Origin of the sequence: Micromonospora arida, assembly GCF_042873195.1 — a bacterium.
Classification (GTDB): domain Bacteria; phylum Actinomycetota; class Actinomycetes; order Mycobacteriales; family Micromonosporaceae; genus Micromonospora; species Micromonospora arida.
This window is the reverse complement of sequence record NZ_JBIALC010000014.1, coordinates 55,239-72,189: the sequence shown is the minus strand read 5'-3', so window position 1 is coordinate 72,189 and position 16,951 is coordinate 55,239. Positions and strand designations below refer to the sequence as shown.

The window sequence follows — 16,951 nt, the reverse complement described above, 5'->3', positions numbered from 1 at the left end:
AGGCCCGGAGCCGACGGAGACAGGTGGTGCGGACGATGCGGTATGAGCCGCCGACGGTACGACGAGTCCCCCGATGACCGGCCGGGCCGGTGAGGTGTTCGACACCGGTCGGACGGTGTCCGACATCGAGTCGTTGCTCGCCGCGGACCTGCCCACGGGCGGCGTGCCGGTCAGCGAGGGGGACCCGGCCACCGGTGAGTGGACCGGCACCCGTGGCGAGGGCTTTCGGGTCGCCCCGCTCTGGGAGAGCGACGCCCTGACGGGTGTGTACGGTCGCGAATGGAACGAGGCCGAGGAGGCCGCCGAGGCGAACCTGGCCCTGGTCGTAGCGGAGTTGGACCAGAGGTGGGGCACGCACCGCAAGGTCTCCATGCGGGTGCCGCTGTTTCGGGGTCAGGCCGGTGAACCCATGCCGGCGCTGTTCCAGTCGCTCTGCGACCTGGACTGCTACGGCGACCTGACCGTCTGGGGGCCGACGGTGACCGAGGGGCGGTGGGTCGCGGTCTCAGTCAACCAGTGTGACGGCGACGCTCCGATGATCATGACGGCGGTCGTCAGTCAGCTACCGATCATCGAACTGTCGGACTGACCTGCCAGGTGACCCACGGCCTGGGTGCGGGGCTGTCATCGACCTTGCCCACAGCTCCTATGGTTCGTGCATGTCGATCACAGACCATGCGCTGGTTGTCGAGGCGGCGGAAGCTGGAGCCTCAGTTGTCCGCTCCCGGTACGGCTCAGCACTGACGCGCGTCATGAAGACCGCCGGCGACTTCGCCACCGCCGCCGACGTCGAGGCCGAGCAGGCCATCATCGACGTCCTGCGCGCGGCGCGTCCGGGCGACGCCGTGGTGGCCGAGGAGAGCGGGCGCACGGGTGCCGGCGACAACGGGCGCACCTGGCTGGTCGACCCGCTGTGCGGAACGTTGAACTTCGCCGCGCGGACCATGCTGGCCTCGGTCAACGTCGCCCTGCGGGTCGGGTCGGACGTCACAGTGGCGGCCTCGGTGGACCCGTTCGCCGATGAGGTGTTCTGGACCGACGGCACCGCCGCGTACGTCCGGGGCGCGGGAACGGATGGGCGACTCGTCCCGTCGGCCGAGTCGGCGCTTGTCGACCTCAACCTCGACCCGCCCTTTCCCAACCGGGACGTCTTCCTGGCCGCCCGCATGCTCGCCGACGAGAGCTTCCTCGAACAGTTCCGCCCCCGGGTGGTCTCCACCAGCCTGGCCGTGGCCTGGGTCGCCGCCGGCCGCCGCGCCGCCTACGTGACGGACCGCCACGACCTGCGCAACAGCGTCCACTTCGCGGCCGGAATCGCGCTCTGCGAGGCGGCGGGCTGCGTGGTCACCGGGCTCGACGGCCAGCCCTTGCACGCCGGTGGGGACGGTCTCGTCGTGGCCGCGGACGAGCGGACGCACGCCGCCCTGCTGACGCTCATCCGGAAACAGCACTCGCCATCGACTCGACCTTGACATGAAGTGCGGTTGAGGTTTTAGCGTCCCTAGATGATCACGTCCGGGCCGCCGCGCCCGGACGCACGTCAGCCGAACGCCACAGTCGAAGGGATTCCGATGTTCCTGTCCCACCTTCTCCGCCCACGCACCGTCGCGAGCGCGCACTGCGACCTCCCCTGCGGCGTCTACGACCCGGCGCAGGCCCGCATCGAGGCCGAGTCGATCAAGGCGGTCTCCGAGAAGTACCAGGCCAGCAACGACCCGGAGTTCCGCACGCGCGCGCTGCTCATCAAGGAGCAGCGCGCCGAGCTGGTGAAGCACCACCTCTGGGTCCTCTGGACCGACTACTTCAAGGCGCCGCACTTCGAGAAGTACCCCCAGCTGCACGGCCTCTTCAACGAGGCGACCAAGCTGGCAGGTGCCGGCGGCGCGAAGGGCGCCGCGGACCCGGCGGTCGCCGAGCAGCTCCTCGGCAAGATCGAGGAGATCTCGAAGATCTTCTGGGAAACCAAGCAGAGCTGATCAGCCGGCACCGGGTGGCACCGGCCACCCGGTTCGGCGTACCGCGTTCGGGAGGAACCGCATGACGTCGCGCACCGACCTCGTCGAAGAGTTGATGGGCCGTTTTCCACACGTGCCGCGGGAATCGGTCCTCAAGGAGGACCTGCTGCGGGGCGGGCTCGCCTTCGACGACGCGGCACTGACCGACAACGAGCACGGCGACGTCAAGCCGAAGTCGTACTTCATCTTCTCCTTCGACCACCGGACGCTGCCGGAGTTGGGGACGGCGGCGCTGCGGCGGCCACCGGAGGAGATCGTGCTCACCGGGGGTCCGTACGAGCTGCGTCGTACCGTCGTTTCGGTCCGCACCAACCCCAGCTCGCCGTACCGCGTCGGCACCGACAGCGACGGTCGGCTGCGCCTGTTCCTGGACGGGCGGCCGATCGCCGATGTCGGGCTGCCCCCCATGCCGGCGTACTACCGCCACACGCTCGCCAACGGCAAGTCGGTGATGGAGGTCGCCCCGACGATCCAGTGGGGCTACCTCATCTACCTCACCGCGTTCCGGGTCTGTCAGTACTTCGGCGCCAAGGAGGAGTGCCAGTACTGCGACATCAACCACAACTGGCGGCAGCACAAGCAGGCCGGCCGGCCCTACACCGGGGTCAAGCCCGTCGACGAGGTCCTCGAAGCCCTGGAGATCATCAACCGGCACGACGTCGACCGCGCGTCGCAGGCGTACACGCTGACCGGTGGCAGCATCACCTCGCAGGTCAACGGGCTGGCTGAGGCGGACTTCTACGGCCGGTACGCGCAGGCGATCGAGGAGCGGTTTCCCGGACGGTGGATCGGCAAGGTCGTCGCCCAGGCGCTGCCCCGAGCCGATGTGCAGCGGTTCCACGACTACGGAATCCGCATCTACCACCCCAACTACGAGGTGTGGGACAAGCGGCTGTTCGAGTTGTACTGCCCGGGCAAGGAGCGGTACGTCGGCCGGGAGGAGTGGCACCGGCGCATCCTCGACTCCGCCGAGGTTTTCGGCCCGCGCAACGTGATCCCGAACTTCGTGGCGGGCGTCGAGATGGCCGCCCCACACGGCTTCACGAGCGTCGACGAGGCGATCGCCTCCACCACCGAGGGGCTTGACTACTTCATGTCCCGGGGGATCACGCCCCGGTTCACCACCTGGTGCCCGGAGCCCACCACACCGCTGGGCCGGACGAACCCGCAGGGCGCACCGCTCGAATACCACGTCCGCCTGCTGGAGGCCTACCGGGCGACCATGGACGCCCACGGCCTGTCCAGCCCGCCCGGGTACGGCCCCGCCGGACCCGGGCGAGCAGTCTTCTCGGTCAGCTCCTTCATGGACACCCTGCCGTCCACGGATTCGTGACGGACGCGCACGGGCGGGAACGGGGTCACCTGCCCGCTCCCGCCCGTGCTCGGCGCTAGCTGGCGTACGTCTCGAACTCACCGACCCGTGGCGTACCGCTGGAGCTGTTGATCTTGAAGTTGATCTTGCTCATCGCGGCGGCCGAGAAGGTGATCGAACCGGCCCCGCTACCGGAGGCCAGGACGGCTCCGTTGTCGTTGTTGATCAGCTGCCAGGACCCGATGGAGCCCTGGGTACCGGACGGCTCGCGGATCACCACCCGGGACACCTGAGTCGCCGAGCCCCACTTGATCGAGATCGTGCCGGTCGACCCGGCCGGCGACCAGTAGGTGCTCAGGTTGCCGTCACGCACGTTGCCGTAGCTGGTCCCGCTGGCCTTGCTGGAGCCGTCGGCGCCGGCGCCCAGGCTGAGGTTGGTCCCGCCGCCGGGCGGAGGCGTCGTGGGCGGAGGCGTGGTCGGCGGAGGTGTCGTCGGCGGAGGCGTGGTCGGCGGAGGCGTCGTGGGCGGCGGGGTCTGCGGCGAGCAACTGCCGTTGGACACCCTCAGGCCCGTGTTGGCGCCGACCGTCTGACGGACGATGTCCGGCACGCAGTTCGCCCCGTCCAGGCTGTACGGGTACGGGATGCTGACCGTGGTGTTGGAGGTCGGGTTGGGGCCGGCGGGGTAGTTCTCACTGCCGGCGCTGGACCAGGTCACGTTGTCGAAGACGTTGCCGGCGACCTGCCAGTAGCCGCGCTCGTTGGTGTAGAAGGTGCCCAGGACGTCCTTGGAGTCGCGGAAGTAGTTGTTCTCCACTTTGGCCCTGGCCCCTGCCCGGGAGTTGATCCCGGATTCATGCAGGCTCACGTAGTGGTTGTTGTAGATGTGGGCGACCCCGCCGCGCAGCAACGGCGTGCGGGAGTCGATGTTCTCGTAGAGGTTGTGGTGGTACGTGATGAAGCCGTTCGACAGGTCGCTCTCGCTGGACCCGACGAGACCACCGCGACCTGAGTTGCGCAGGATGCTGTAGGACAGCGTCACGTACTGGGTGTTGTCCTTCATGTCGAAGAGGCCGTCGTACCCCTCGGACTCCCCGCCCGAGGCCTCCAGGGTGACGTGATCGACCCAGACGTTGCGGACCGTGCTCTCCATGCCGATGGCATCCCCACCGTTGGAGGTGGGCGAGCCCGACTTCTTGACGTTCCGCACTGTCACGTTCTGGATGATGATGTTGCTGGAATCACGGATGTGGATGCCGAGCTGGTCGAAGACGGCGCCGCTGCCGACCCCGATGATGGTGACGTTGCTGATCTGCTTGAGCTCGATCACGCCCGCGGCGGTGTTGCAGCTCGACCCGGACACCTTGCTGGTGTTGCCGTGGTTGATCGTTCCGGTCACCTCGATGGTGATCGGGGTGCTGCTGCTGGTCCGTCCGCACAGTGCCGCGTGGATCGCCGTGCCCGTGCTGGCCCGCACCGTCTGCCCGCCCGCGCCGCCGGTGGTCCCGCCGTTCTGGGTGGCGTAGCCGGTGGCGTTACCGACCGCCGCCGATGCCTGCGGGGTCGGCAGCACCACCCCGGCCGCGATCACCACGGCCGCCGCAGCCGCCGCGGCCAGTACCGCCTGACGTCGCAACACGACTGGTCGTCTCATGTCGCCTCACCTTCGCATTCGTCTCGTTCCAGGCTTCGCCCCGACGGACATCGCGACCGCACCTGCCGACGAACATCATTCGGAATTGGCGACAGTCAATCGCGAGGATTTCATCGAGGTCTCTCGCGCCCTGGTAGAAGCGGGGATGTGTCGTGCGAACGGGTGTGCCCGGCAACACCGCTCGCCCGACCGTTAAATGAAACATCGATGTAACGCAATCGTAGGAAAGCGGTTTCCCTGAAGGCAATAGCTGACGCTTGCAGGTTTGTTGCAGTGCTCGCGGGGAGGGTCGGGCGTGCGGGCCAGCGCGGTCCGGGCCGTCGGTGGCGCGGGTTCCCGGCTTGTTGCGCGCTCGGTATTGACACGGCTGGGCCCGCCATCGATGCTCTGCTAAATCAGTTTAGCGACCGGCTCGCGTCGACCCGTCCCACTCCTGGCTCCCCGGGCGAGATCGCTGACTGAGCGCACCACCCCCGAGAAAGGACCCGCATGAGACTGCGAAAAGGACTGATCCCGCTCGCTGCCACCCTCGTCCTGGCCGGCGCCTCCGGCACGGCGTACGGCAGCCGGGGCGACACGGACGAAATCCGCAGCATCACCCCGATCACCACCGTCTACACGTACGGCCAGAAGGTCTCGGCGGTGGCGATCGAGTACGGAGCCACGGTCAACCCCCGCACCCTCGACACCGCCACGTTCTCGGTGACCGACACCATCTACAACTTCCGCTTCAACCCCATCGAGGACCTGCCGAAGCTCGCCGACCGGACCGTCACCCACACCTACACCAACGGGACACCGGGCACCCGTGCCGACCACCGATCGGCGCCGGGAAGGTACGTCATCGTCGAGCTCGACCCCGCCGACACCGGCGGCTCGACGGTCATCGTCTCCAAGTGCCCGACCTTCCTCTGCACGGTGAAGGTCAATCCCGAGCTGCCGACCCGGGTCGTGCAGCGCGAGGACGTGCACGGCCAGCCCGGCCGCGGGGCCGGCAAGGGGCCGGTGCTCGCCCGGGCCACCCCGCGCGAGTCCCGACCGGTCACCGAGAAGCCGGTCAACCAACTGGTCGACGAGTTCACCTACGGCTCGTTCCTGAGTGGCGGAATGGTGCTGCCGTACCACTACCACCTGCCGAAGAACTACCAGCCGGGCCGCAAGTACCCACTGATGGTCGTCCTGCCCGGTCACGGGATGGGCTGGGACGGCGACAACCTCGGCGTCCAACTCGCCGCCGACATCCCGGCGACCGCGTGGCTCCAACCCCGGTGGACCGGCACCGCCGAGGACGTCATCGTCCTGGCGCCCCAGCACCAGCGGGTCGGTGGGGCCGCCGAGGCGGACCTGCTGGTCAAGCTGCTCGACCAGTTCGTCGGCCAGTTCGCGGTGGACACCCGTCGGGTGTACGCGACGACCGTGTCGTACGGTTCGCAACTGCTCTGGGAGGCGTTCGCCAAGCGTCCGGACCTGTTCGCCGGCGGGTTGGTGACCGGTGGTTTCCCGGTCAACGCCGCCCAGGCGACCGCCATCGCGGCGGCCGAGGTGCCGGTGTGGATCACCCACGGCGAGCACGACCACCTGCTCAACGTCTCGGGCGCGCGCAACTCCACGGCCGTGCTGCGGCAGGCGTACGCCGCCCGGGGCAAGACGCCCGAGCAGACCGCCGGCCTGGTGCGCTACACCGAGTACGCCGACGCCGCGTTCTCGTCGCCGGACTATCACGCGGCGTTCGGGCCGACCTACGAGGACGCCAGCATCCTGCGCTGGCTGCTGGGCCAGTCCAAGCCCTGAGGCCGCGGACCGGGCGACGCCTCGCCGCGATCCGGCAGCGCGGTTTCCTCGCGCCGACGGGTTACCGGCGGGCGTCGCCCGCGTCGGTTTCGGCAGCAGCGGGCGAGCCCCCGACGAGCACGGCCTCCTGACCCTCCTGCCGGCCCTCCTGCCTCGCGCGGGCCAGCAGCCCGGCCAGCCGACGCCGCCGGTGCCGGGCCGCCGCCCGCAGACCCAGGAGCAGGCCGGCCAGCAGGCCCAAGAGTGCGAGCTGCGCCCACGGTACGACCCAGGTGGTGACGGTGGCCGAGGCCGGACGGAGGTCGGCCCCGGCCTGGCCGTCGCCGAGCAACGTCGGCGAGGTGCTGACGGTCGTGCGGAGACGTCCCAGGGCCCAGACGCCGTCGGCCCGGGTCTTCACCGTCCGAGCGCCGCCGGGCAGCAACTCCTCGACGGCGCTGGTGGCGTCGTGGTTGGTCCGGCCGAGCAGGTCGGACATCGCCACCCGACTCGTTCCGCCGACCCAGACGTTGCCGTCGTTCTCGACGGTGTAGTGGACCCGCACCGTGCCACCGGCGAAGGGGTTCCACGACGGGGAGTACGTCGCGTCGAGGCCCCGGACGGCCAGAGCGGCCTGCGCGGAGCCGTTCACCCGCAGCATCACCCGGAAGCCGACACGGCTCTCGACGTTGACCGTGCCGCCCGTGCTGGTGACGGTCGCGGCGATGCCGGCCGGGTGGTCACCCGGTGTGGCGCCCTGGGGCACCGTGATCGTGAACGGCACCACCCGTGTCTCGTTGGGACCGACGGTGGCCTTCTCCTGCACGTCGATCCAGGTGCCGCCGTCGACCGAGGGACGGTCGGACGGCAGCATGTTGAAGCGGCCCTTGTCGGTGAGATAGCCGTCGGCGGCCTTCAGGGAGAAGGCGACGGCAGTGCGGCTGAAGTTCCGTACCGCCAGGTGCTCGGTCACCGCCTGCCCCGGGTCGAGGCTGGCGTTGATCCATCGGCGTTGGTCCGGCCCGGTCGCGGTTGCTGGTTGGACCGTCCAGGTCAGGGCCTTCGGGTCCGGTTCCGCCGCCGCCGCGGTCGGCGCGGCCGCAACCGCGAGGGACGCGACGGCGAGGACGACGAGCGCCCGGCGCAGCGGGGTGACGGTCATGAATCGGCCCTTCGGCACGGGGCTGGGCGGGGGTCCCGGTCCGGGGCCCCCGCCCAGGCCACTACTCGAACAGTGAGAGCGTGAGCGTGGAGCTGTACGCGCCGGCGGCGACCTCCGCCGGAGTCCGCAGGTACAGGTCGGCGTTGACCGAGTACGAGTCGCTGGCGACGGCCTCGGAGTCGAAGGCCGAGACCAACAGCTCCTGGTCGACGAGGCCGACATTGTTGCCCGGCTGGGTCGGCTCGTCCAGGCTGGTCACCACCTCCTCGCCCTCGGTGACCAGGCCGGTCTCCCCGCCGTCGAGCAGGCGCGGCTTCCAGCCGAAGTGGTCGGCGGTGATGGGCGCCTGGCCGGCGGCACCGGTGAAGTCGGTCGCGCTGCCGAGCACCGCCCAGTTGGCGCCGTCGGGCACCTCGTCGGCGACGCGGGTGTCGGTGACCGTCACCGTCGGCAGCGTGCCGACGAACTGGCGTACCAGCAGCGTCGAGCCGTCCTCGGACAGCGCGACGGCGTCGCCCGCGATCGACAGGGCGAGCACGCCCGGTTCCCTGATCTCGTCGATGTCGACAGTGACCCGCACGCTGGCGTCGTCACCGGGCTCGGCCAGTGCGGGCGACGGCAGCACAGCCGCCCCGGTCAGCACGGCGCCGAGGACGCCGGCCGCGAGTGTCTGTCGCCGTTTGTATGTGTTCATGTGATCTCCGTTCTCCGCCATGAGGGGTTATCCGCCGCAGGTGCCGGCGGGGTGTTGCACGGTGCGGACGGTCGTCACGTCGTGTCCGCCGATCGCCCCGGTCACCCGGGCCGTCGCCGAACCCGCCGGCACCGACTCGGCGCGGGTGTTGAAGGACTGGTAGGCGTTCGCGCCCGGCGCGACGGACGTGAACGAGCGCTCGCCGTACGGCGTCTCGAGGGTGATGCCCACCGGCGCGTCGTGGTCGTTGCGCGCCTGCACCGCCACGTACGCCTTGCCGCCCACGCACCGCGTGGACGCGGTGAGCGTGACGGGCAGGTCGGAGCTGGCCGCCGCGAAGGCCCAGTTGTCGATCTCGAAGAGGTCGACGCCGGCCGGGCCGGTGTAGGTGAGGTAGACGTCGTGCACGCCGCTGACGCCGTCAAGTTCGGCGGTCACCTCGGCCCACTGTCCGACCGGCGTGTCCACCGCGACCGTGCCGACGACGGGACCGTTGACGTCGTCCAGCCGGACCTGGATCTGCCCGCCGGCGGCGAGCGCACGCACCCGAGCCGTCAGGCTCTGCGCGCCGTTGTCCCCGAAGGTCACCGAGGACAGTGCCGTCCAGTCCCCGTTGTCGATGTCGCGGACCACGAGGTTGGGTGCCGTGCCGCCGAACTGGGCGGAGCTGCCGTCGACCTTCGTGGTCGCGACGCCCTTGCTCCAGCCGAACGTCTCGGCCTCAAAGACGCGGTACGGGTCGAAGTCGCGGACCTGGTCCACGCCGGCGTAGGTGCCGACGACCTGCTGGATGGTGCCGTCCGGGTTGAAGGTCAGTTCCTGGATGTGCGGGCTGCGGTACCCCTGGGTGGTGTTGCCGTTGATGCGCTTGTTCAGCGTCGGGGCGTGGTACGTGAAGTAGTACCTGCCCCCGAACTCGAACACCGACTGGTGGTTGTTGCCACCGGTGCCGGCCCCGAAGAACTGCGACTGGTTCGGGAAGAGCACCCCGGCGTAGGTCTCCTTCGGCCACGACATCGGCCCGTCGGAGATCATGTAGCCGATCTGGCCACCCCCGGGGTAACCGGGGAGCGGCTGCTGGCTGCCACCGAAGTCGTTCCCGCCGAAGTGCGAGGAGTACGAGAAGTAGTACTTACCCTCGCGCTTGAAGACGTGGCCCGCCTCGAAGGCGACCGGGGCGTCGACCACCGCGGCCGTTCCCTCGGTGGAGACCATGTCGTCGCCGAGTTCGATCGACCGGATGTTCTTCGGGTTGTTGAAGCGCTCGGCCGGCGGCATGCTCGTCGACGCGGGACCACCACCGAAGTAGAGGTACGGCTGGCCGTCGTCGTCGACGAACGGGGCCGGGTCGAACTTCCACGCGACGCTCTCGGCGCCGGGGGTACGGCCGTCGATCAGCGTGCTGGTGCGCTCGCTGGTCCACGGGCCGAGCGGCGACGCACCCGTGATCACGTTGCTGGAACCACCGCCGTTGGCGTAGTAGAGGAAGAACTTCTCCACTCCGTTCACCACCTTCTTGGTGATGCCCGGAGCCCACGAGTTGGCGGTGAACGGGGCCACCCCGTTGGGGCCGGCGACCTGGATCTCACCGTGGTCCGTCCAGTTCACGAGGTCCTCGGAGGAGATCACCGTGATCTGGTTGATGTCGCCGTAGTTGATCCCCGGCGAGACTCCCGTGGTGGGGTTCGGGGCGTAGCCCTGGGTGTCGTTGGTCATGTACATGTAGACCCGACCGTCGTGCACGAGGCCGAAACCGTCAGCCCCGAACTTGTGCCCGATCAACGGGTTGTGCTCGCCGGGCAGCTTGCCGACGACCTCGATGGTCTTCGACGCGGGCGCGGGCGGCGCGGCGCCGACCACGGACACGTCGTCGAGCTTGAAGTCCATCAGGTGCAGAGCCGGGTCGGTGGACGGCGTGCTCGTCCAGGGGGTCTCGAAGAACAGGCGCGCCGTCGACACGCTCTGCGTCGTCGGGATCGTGAACGTTCCGTTGAACTGTGCCCACTGGCCCTTCGTGGCGGTCACGCTGACCAGGTTGGTGTAGGTGCCACCGCCGTAGTGCATGGTGGCGAAGAACTGCTTCGTCGCCGGTCCGCTCTCGTTCTCGTACTTGATGCGGGCCGTGAGGGTGTAGGCCTGGCCGGCCTGCACCTTGCCGCTGAGGTCCTGCATCGGGCCGGACCCGGTGGTCGTCCGGCTGGTGACGAGCGCCGCGTTCGCGCCGGAGTGGGCGTCCGACGTGGCCGACAGCTGGGCGCCGTCGGAGGCGTTTCCGTTGTTGACGAACCAGTTGGCCAGGCCGTCCTCGAAGCCGCCGTTGACGACGAGGTTCGTGTCGGCGGCCTGGACCGGCGCTGCCGGGGCGACGAACCCCGTGGTCAGCATCAGGCCGACTGTCGCGAGCGCTGCGACCCGTCCTCGGGTCGCCCGTCGCATTCGTTGTTCCACGAGACATCCTCCTTCATCTCTGACGTGCGGTCATCGGTGTACGGGGGATCGGTGGGTGCGCTTCCGTGGGTGGTCCGGACATCAGGGGTCGACTGCCGCCGCCGGTCCGACCGTGGGCGGCGGCACGGGACAGGTCCGCTGTTCCGTGCCGCCGGGCCGGTCGCCGGTGGTGCTGGTCGGTGGGCCGAGGGCTCGTGGGGCTATCCGCCGCAGGCGTTGGCGGGGTGCTGGGCGGCGTGGACGGTGGTCACGTCCCGGCCGGCGACCGCCCCGGTGGCACGGATCGTCGCCGAGCCGGCCGGCACCGACGACGCACGGGTGTTGAACGACTGGTAGACGTTCGCCCCCGGCGCGACGGCGGCGAACGACCGGTTCCCGTACGGGGTCTCGACGGTGATCTCGACGGGCTCGTCCGAGTCGTTGCGCACCTGCACCGCCAGGTACGCCTTGCCGCTCAGGCAGCGCACCTGGGCGGTGGCCGTCACGGGCAGCGCCGCCAGCACTCCGAGTCGGGCCAACTGGTAGCTGAGTGCCCGCTCCGGTGCGTCGATCTGGTTCTGCGTGCCGAACTGGCCGGCCCGTGCCGACGTCGCCGCCGTGAGCGCGGACTGCGTCGCGGCCCAGGCGTCGGCCGGGTAGTGCCGCGGGTCGAGTGTCTGCGCGTGGGCGATGGCCGCGTCGAGGGCGGTGGTGTCCAGTGGCCGGGCCTGCGCGGTCAGCACGTCGCTGAGCAGGTAGTCGTCGAAGTCGACGTGGCCGCCGGTCTCCTGGGTCGCGTAGTTGAACAGGCCGACCCGGTGGCCCATGAAGTGGGCGAGGCTGCCGTCGAGCGCCTGCGGGCCCACGCGGTTGCCCAGCCGGGTCCACTGGACCCCGTCCAGGCTGTAGTAGAACGTCGTCCACAGCTGGCCGACCGGCGAGGTGAAGTCGAGGTCCGCCTTCACGTGCACCTCGGTCGCGTCGCCCAGCGACACCGTCGTGCCGGAGATGAAGTTCTCCAGCGTCGACTGGTCGAGGTCGACTGCGAACGGCTGCGACCGGTTCACCACGCCGAGGGTGTTGACGTCACCGACGCGCTTGACCGCCACGTACGAGAATCCGCGGTTGTAGGCGGCCAGGCCCGCGACGTCGCCATTCTTCATCCCGGAGATGTCCATCCGGGTCTGGACCGACTGTCGTGGCCCGAACGTCCGCTGCGAGAGCGTGTTGCGTGCCTCCTCGAACCACGCCAGCTCGGCCCGGTTGGACAGCTTCGTGTAGACGTACTGGCCGGTGACCACAGTGCGGGCCGTCAACCGCAGCCAGCCGTCGCGGTCGGTGAGTGACCAGTACCGGTTGTCCGGGGCGTGGTTCCACTCCCACGCCAGGTCCAGCCGGGAGCCGTTGGGGGCGATCTCCGCCGGGTCCAGCGGGGCGGGGACCGTCCACTGCTCGTCCTGGTACGCCTTGTGCGGCGCGTCGTTGGCGAAGTCGTCCGAGGCGACGATGCTCTTCTGCCGCTCGAACAGCTCCTCGGCCGGGCTGAGCCGGATCGGCTTGTCGAACAGGCCGTTGACCGGCACGACCCCGTTGGTGCCGAATGTCGGCCACCCGTTCTGCCAGGTGGCGGGGATGAGCGCCGGGATCCGGCCGATCGGGAACGTGTCCCGGAAGAACATGCCGTGCCAGTCGGTCCCGCCGCCCGCCCGGCTGATCGGCACCAGGCTGCCCTGCGCGAAGCCGTTGGAGTTGAGCACTCCGCGCGCCTCGTAGGTGTTGACCCCGCCGGCGGAGGTGTAGCGCCCGAGCAGGTCCTTCGACCGGAACATCACCACCTGGCGCCCTTGCCCGGACGGCCAGGTGATGATGACGGCGTAGTACCAGCCGTCGATGTGGTAGACCTGCGCGCCCTCGAACAGACCGCCGATGAACGGCTGCCCGGCGTAGTTGTTGGCGGTGAAGATGTTCGGGTAGTCCTCCGCGATGGCGGTCAGGTCGGCGTTGAGGCGTACGGCGCTGGTGCCGCCGGAGCCGTAGAAGATGTACGGCGTGCCGTCGACGTCGAAGAAGAGCGACGGGTCGTGCAGGCCACGGCCGAGGGCGGTGCGCTGCCACGGGCCGTTCTCGATGTCGTCGGTGCGGTAGAGGTACGCCCCGCTGAGGTTGTTGGTGTTGAAGACGGCGTAGAACGTGCCGTCGTGGTAGCGCAGCGACGACGCCCACTGGCCCTGGCCGTACGAGTTCTGGCCGTTGCGCAGTGAGAAGGAGTCGCCGATGCTCGCCCGGTCGAAGACGTAGTTGACGATCTCCCAGTTGACGAGGTCGTACGACTTCATGATCGGCGCACCCGGGCTCAGGTGCATGGTCGTGCTGATCATGTAGTAGAGATCGCGGCCCTCGTCGTTCTCGGCGGCTGGCACCCGCTCGACGCTGATGTCCGGCACGTCGGCGTTGAGCAGCGGCACCGAGTAGGTGCCGGCGCCGGTGTCGGTCGAGGTGTACGACGATCGGGGTGACCATCCGTCGGCAGCGTGCGCGGCGGCGGGGGTGGCCACCAGGCTCGCACCGATGAGAACAGCCGCCGATGCGAGCGCACACAGTGGACGGAGGCGATCCGGGCGCACTGTGGACGTCAGTCGAGTCAACGTGGTGGTGGCGTGGCGAGCGGCGGCGTTCAGGCTGTTCACAGCGGATGCGCGGGCGATGTTCAGGACACGCGAGCGGACCGACAGGACCAAGGCTGGCTCCAAACGCGAGAGCGGCGTGAAGGCCATGGTGTTATCGCTAACAACGCCTGTCAAGACTATCGATGAAACGTGCCCGAAGTATCCCCGTAACACCGTCGACAGGCCACAGTGGACAGACGGGTCGACGGTGACCGCTGATCACGAGCCCGCCGGAGCGGGCGCTCCGCCGGGCTCCCCGGTGCCGACTGTGGCGACACCGGGGAGACACACAGCCCGGTCGCCTCAGTCGCTGAGGCAGGCGCGGACGGCGGCGGTGAGCAGATTGGCGCGCTCGTCGCCCATCCCGCGCATCTGGTTGACCACGTAGCCGAAGCCCACCTGGTGCTCGGCGTCGGCGAAGGCCAGGTTGCCGCCCGCGCCGTCGTGGCCGAAGCTGCGCTCACCCAGCAAGGGCCGGGCCGGTGGGGAGTGCAGCAGGAAGCCGGTGCCCCAGCGCTGCCCGGTGTCCGGCGGGCCGTGCCGCTGCTGACCACGCGAGCGAACCACTACCGCGTCGTCCACCGACGCCGCCGTGAGCAGCGGTCCACCCTGGAGTTCCGACACACAGGCGGCGTAGAGGCGCGCGAGGCCCTCGGCGGTGCTCACCGCGCCCGCGCCGGGAACACCCGCGGCCCGGATGGCGTCGTCGTTGAAGCTGACCAGGCCGTCGGCGTCGGCGGGGAAGGCGAAGGCGCCCCCCATGGTGATGCCCCGTTCGGCGACCGGGTCCACGAACGGGTCAGGGTCCGGGGGCGGTGCCAGGCCCCAGGCGACGGTGTCGCTCTCGGCGGCCGGGAGCCCCAGCCAGGTGTGCAGGCCGAGCGGGCCCGCGACGGTGTCGGCGAAGAACGCGCCAGGTAGTTGGCCGCTGATGCGGTGGATCACCTCTCCGACCAGCCAGCCGTAGGTCATCGAGTGGTAGCCGTGCGCCGTACCCGGTTTCCACAGCGGGGCCTGCGCCTCGATCGCCTTGATGACCGGATCCCACGTCAGCACGTCGTCGAGGGTCAGGGAGCGGTCCACCGCGGGCAGACCTGCCTGGTGCGTGAGCAGCCAGCGAACCGGGATGTCCGCCTTGCCGTGCTGTCCGAACTCCGGCCAGTAGCGCGTCACGGGAGCGTCGAGGTCGAGCCGGCCCTCCTGGGCCAGCAGGTAGGCGCAGATCGCCAGGATCCCCTTTGTGCAGGAGAAGACGACGACCGGCGTGTGCGCGTCCCAGGGCCGCCCGGTACGGGTGTCGGCCAGCCCGCCGTACAGGTCGACGACCTTGCGGCCCCGCACGTAGACGGTGACCGCGGCGCCGACCTCTCCCCGGGAGGTGAAGTTGTCGCGGAAGACGTCGGCGACGCGGCCGAAGCGATCGTCGACGTCGCCGTGGATCTGCGGCTGTGTGACCACTGCCTACCCCTTCACTGACCCTTGGATCAGAGCCTTGATGAACTGTCTCTGGAAGATCAGGAACACGATGAGGGTCGGGGTGAGGATCAGCAGCGACCCGGCACACAGCAGCACCAGGTCGGTGCCCCACTGGCCCTGGAACGCTCCGAGCGCCCCGGCCATGGTGCGTTTGGTGGCGTCGTCCACGAGGACGATGGCGAGCAGGAACTGGTTCCACGTCCAGAGGAACATCAGGATCGTCAGCGAGGCGATCGCCGGCCGGGCGAGCGGCACCTGGACCCGCCAGAACAACTGCCACGTGCTGCTTCCGTCCACCCGGGCCGCCTCGGACAACTCGACCGGCACGTTGGTGAAGTGTGCCCGCATCCAGAACACCGCGAACGGCATGTACAGCCCGATCAGCGGCAGGATGATGGCCCAGCGGGTGTTGAGCAGGCCGAGGTCCTGCATCTGGTAGTAGAGCGGCGTGACCACGGCCTCGAACGGCAGGGTCAGACCCAGCAGGAAGAGACCGAAGACGAGGCGGCCACCGGGGACCCGCAGCTGACCGAGCCCGAAGCCGGCCATGGTCGCGATGAGCACCGACACCGGTACGACACCGGCCACGATGAGCAGGCTGGAGCGGAGCAGGGCGCCCATGTTCGCGGCGGTGAAGGCGTCGGCGAAGTTCCCCCACTGTGGGTCGGACGGCCACTCGAGCCCGCTGGGCACGGTGCCCCGGGGCTGCAACGCCGCCGAGAGCATGCTCACGAACGGCAGCAGGGTGACGACGATCAGGGCGATCAGGAAGACCCGGCCGGTCAACTGTTCGCGTCGGCTCAGATTCACTGCTTCTCCCCTCGGCTCAGGCGCTGGATCGGCAGCACACACGCCAGCACGAGCAGCATGAGTACGACAGCGAGTGCCGAGGCGAGCCCCACCTGCCGCTGCGAGAAGGCCAGCCGGTAGATCTCCAGGCCCGGCACAGTGGTCTGGAGGCCGGGGCCGCCGCTGGTGGAGATGTAGACGATGTCGAAGCTCGCCAACGCCGCGATGATCGTCACGGTGAGGCAGACGCCGATCTCCTGGCGCAGGCTGGGCAGGGTCACGGCGAGGAACTCACGGAACGGACCGGCACCGTCGAGGCGGGCGGCCTCGTACAGCGCCGGGTCGATCTTGCTCATGCCGGTGACCAGCAGGATCGTGCAGAGGCCGAGCAGGACCCAGGCCCCGATGACGCCGACGGCTGGCAGCGCCGTGTCGAAGTCGCCGAGCCAGGCGCGGGCGACGCCACCCAGCCCGACCGCGCGCAGCGCCTGGTTGACCAGACCGTTCGACGAGAGCAGCCAGCTCCACGCGATGCCCGCCGCCACCAGGGGGATGACCTGCGGCAGGAACAGGATGGTCCGGACGACGGTGCCGAACGCGCCGGTGGTGATCCGGCGAACCATGCTGGCCACCAACAGCCCCAGCGCGACGGGGATGAAGCTGAAGAAGACGATCAGGACGATCGCGTTGCCGATGATTTTCAGCAGGTCGCTGTCGGTGAACACGGTGAGGTAGTTGTCCAGGCCCACCCAGCGGGCCACCCCGATGCCGTTCCAGTCGTAGAGCGAGTACTGGAGCGTCAGGACGAGCGGGCGCAGGACGAACACCGCGTACATCACCAGGGCGGGCAGGACGTACAACCAGCCGGTCCCGGCCGCGGGGGGGGGGGGGGCGGCCCCCCCCCCGGGGGGGGGGCGGCGCGGGGGGGGGGGGGGGCGGCGGGGGGCGGGTGGGTCGGCGAAGAGTACGACGAGGTGCGGGAACAA

General features: G+C 69.5%; 13 protein-coding genes. 5 read left to right on the top strand and 8 right to left on the bottom strand.

Annotated features, from left to right (window positions below):
- Nucleotides 1-73 precede the first annotated feature (73 nt).
- The 4 genes from ACFYP0_RS29140 (at nt 74) to ACFYP0_RS29125 (ending at nt 3,348) form a co-directional block, all read left to right on the top strand.
- Nucleotides 74-589, top strand: coding sequence for a hypothetical protein (locus tag ACFYP0_RS29140; RefSeq protein ID WP_124860661.1), 516 nt, complete (start codon nt 74-76; stop codon nt 587-589).
- A 70-nt stretch (nt 590-659) separates the two neighbouring features.
- Nucleotides 660-1,472 carry an inositol monophosphatase family protein gene (locus ACFYP0_RS29135; protein ID WP_124860659.1) on the top strand — a complete coding sequence of 271 codons (813 nt, stop codon included), beginning with the start codon at nt 660-662 and terminating at the stop codon, nt 1,470-1,472.
- Nucleotides 1,473-1,571: 99 nt separating this feature from the next.
- A complete protein-coding gene (sodN, locus tag ACFYP0_RS29130; protein ID WP_124860753.1) occupies nt 1,572-1,976 on the top strand; it encodes a superoxide dismutase, Ni in 405 nt (134 codons plus the stop codon).
- 61 nt (nt 1,977-2,037) lie between these two features.
- Nucleotides 2,038-3,348: a radical SAM protein gene (locus ACFYP0_RS29125; protein WP_124860657.1), complete on the top strand. Its 1,311-nt coding sequence runs from the start codon at nt 2,038-2,040 to the stop codon at nt 3,346-3,348.
- Between the two features lie 55 nt (nt 3,349-3,403).
- On the opposite strand, the gene ACFYP0_RS29120 is transcribed toward ACFYP0_RS29125, so the two are convergent.
- A complete protein-coding gene (locus ACFYP0_RS29120) occupies nt 3,404-4,981 on the bottom strand; it encodes a pectate lyase family protein (protein ID WP_124860655.1) in 1,578 nt (525 codons plus the stop codon).
- Nucleotides 4,982-5,470: 489 nt separating this feature from the next.
- On the opposite strand from ACFYP0_RS29120, the gene ACFYP0_RS29115 reads away from it, so the two are divergent.
- Complete coding sequence (locus tag ACFYP0_RS29115) at nt 5,471-6,772, top strand: hypothetical protein (RefSeq protein ID WP_386998295.1); 1,302 nt, start codon at nt 5,471-5,473, stop codon at nt 6,770-6,772.
- Nucleotides 6,773-6,833: 61 nt separating this feature from the next.
- Here ACFYP0_RS29115 and ACFYP0_RS29110 read toward each other — a convergent pair whose 3' ends face one another.
- From ACFYP0_RS29110 to ACFYP0_RS29080, 7 genes are all read right to left on the bottom strand, one after another.
- On the bottom strand, nt 6,834-7,913 hold the full coding sequence (locus ACFYP0_RS29110) for a hypothetical protein (RefSeq protein ID WP_208741367.1): 1,080 nt from the start codon (nt 7,911-7,913) through the stop codon (nt 6,834-6,836).
- A gap of 61 nt (nt 7,914-7,974) precedes the next feature.
- Nucleotides 7,975-8,607, bottom strand: a complete 633-nt coding sequence (locus ACFYP0_RS29105) for a hypothetical protein (protein WP_124860651.1) — start codon at nt 8,605-8,607, stop codon at nt 7,975-7,977.
- 27 nt (nt 8,608-8,634) lie between these two features.
- Nucleotides 8,635-10,992: a family 43 glycosylhydrolase gene (locus ACFYP0_RS29100; RefSeq protein ID WP_244219155.1), complete on the bottom strand. Its 2,358-nt coding sequence runs from the start codon at nt 10,990-10,992 to the stop codon at nt 8,635-8,637.
- Between the two features lie 263 nt (nt 10,993-11,255).
- Nucleotides 11,256-13,721, bottom strand: a complete 2,466-nt coding sequence (locus ACFYP0_RS29095; RefSeq protein ID WP_355498760.1) for a family 43 glycosylhydrolase — start codon at nt 13,719-13,721, stop codon at nt 11,256-11,258.
- A 282-nt stretch (nt 13,722-14,003) separates the two neighbouring features.
- The gene (locus ACFYP0_RS29090) at nt 14,004-15,158 is read right to left on the bottom strand and encodes a serine hydrolase domain-containing protein (RefSeq protein ID WP_124860648.1); all 1,155 of its coding nucleotides are present in this window, start codon (nt 15,156-15,158) and stop codon (nt 14,004-14,006) included.
- Between the two features lie 3 nt (nt 15,159-15,161).
- A complete protein-coding gene (locus tag ACFYP0_RS29085; protein ID WP_124860646.1) occupies nt 15,162-15,986 on the bottom strand; it encodes a carbohydrate ABC transporter permease in 825 nt (274 codons plus the stop codon).
- The gene (locus ACFYP0_RS29080; protein WP_356980231.1) at nt 15,983-16,825 is read right to left on the bottom strand and encodes a carbohydrate ABC transporter permease; all 843 of its coding nucleotides are present in this window, start codon (nt 16,823-16,825) and stop codon (nt 15,983-15,985) included. The genes ACFYP0_RS29085 and ACFYP0_RS29080 overlap by 4 nt, the downstream gene beginning before the upstream one ends.
- Nucleotides 16,826-16,951: the final 126 nt, after the last annotated feature.

What these genes read in the sequence shown, in the direction of transcription:
- ACFYP0_RS29140 (WP_124860661.1), top strand. Translation starts at nt 74, where the DNA reads ATGACCGGCCGGGCCGGTGAGGTGTTCGACACCGGTCGGACGGTGTCC.
- ACFYP0_RS29135 (WP_124860659.1), top strand. Translation starts at nt 660, where the DNA reads ATGTCGATCACAGACCATGCGCTGGTTGTCGAGGCGGCGGAAGCTGGA.
- sodN (WP_124860753.1), top strand. Translation starts at nt 1,572, where the DNA reads ATGTTCCTGTCCCACCTTCTCCGCCCACGCACCGTCGCGAGCGCGCAC.
- ACFYP0_RS29125 (WP_124860657.1), top strand. Translation starts at nt 2,038, where the DNA reads ATGACGTCGCGCACCGACCTCGTCGAAGAGTTGATGGGCCGTTTTCCA.
- ACFYP0_RS29120 (WP_124860655.1), bottom strand. Translation starts at nt 4,981, where the DNA reads ATGAGACGACCAGTCGTGTTGCGACGTCAGGCGGTACTGGCCGCGGCG.
- ACFYP0_RS29115 (WP_386998295.1), top strand. Translation starts at nt 5,471, where the DNA reads ATGAGACTGCGAAAAGGACTGATCCCGCTCGCTGCCACCCTCGTCCTG.
- ACFYP0_RS29110 (WP_208741367.1), bottom strand. Translation starts at nt 7,913, where the DNA reads ATGACCGTCACCCCGCTGCGCCGGGCGCTCGTCGTCCTCGCCGTCGCG.
- ACFYP0_RS29105 (WP_124860651.1), bottom strand. Translation starts at nt 8,607, where the DNA reads ATGAACACATACAAACGGCGACAGACACTCGCGGCCGGCGTCCTCGGC.
- ACFYP0_RS29100 (WP_244219155.1), bottom strand. Translation starts at nt 10,992, where the DNA reads ATGCTGACCACGGGGTTCGTCGCCCCGGCAGCGCCGGTCCAGGCCGCC.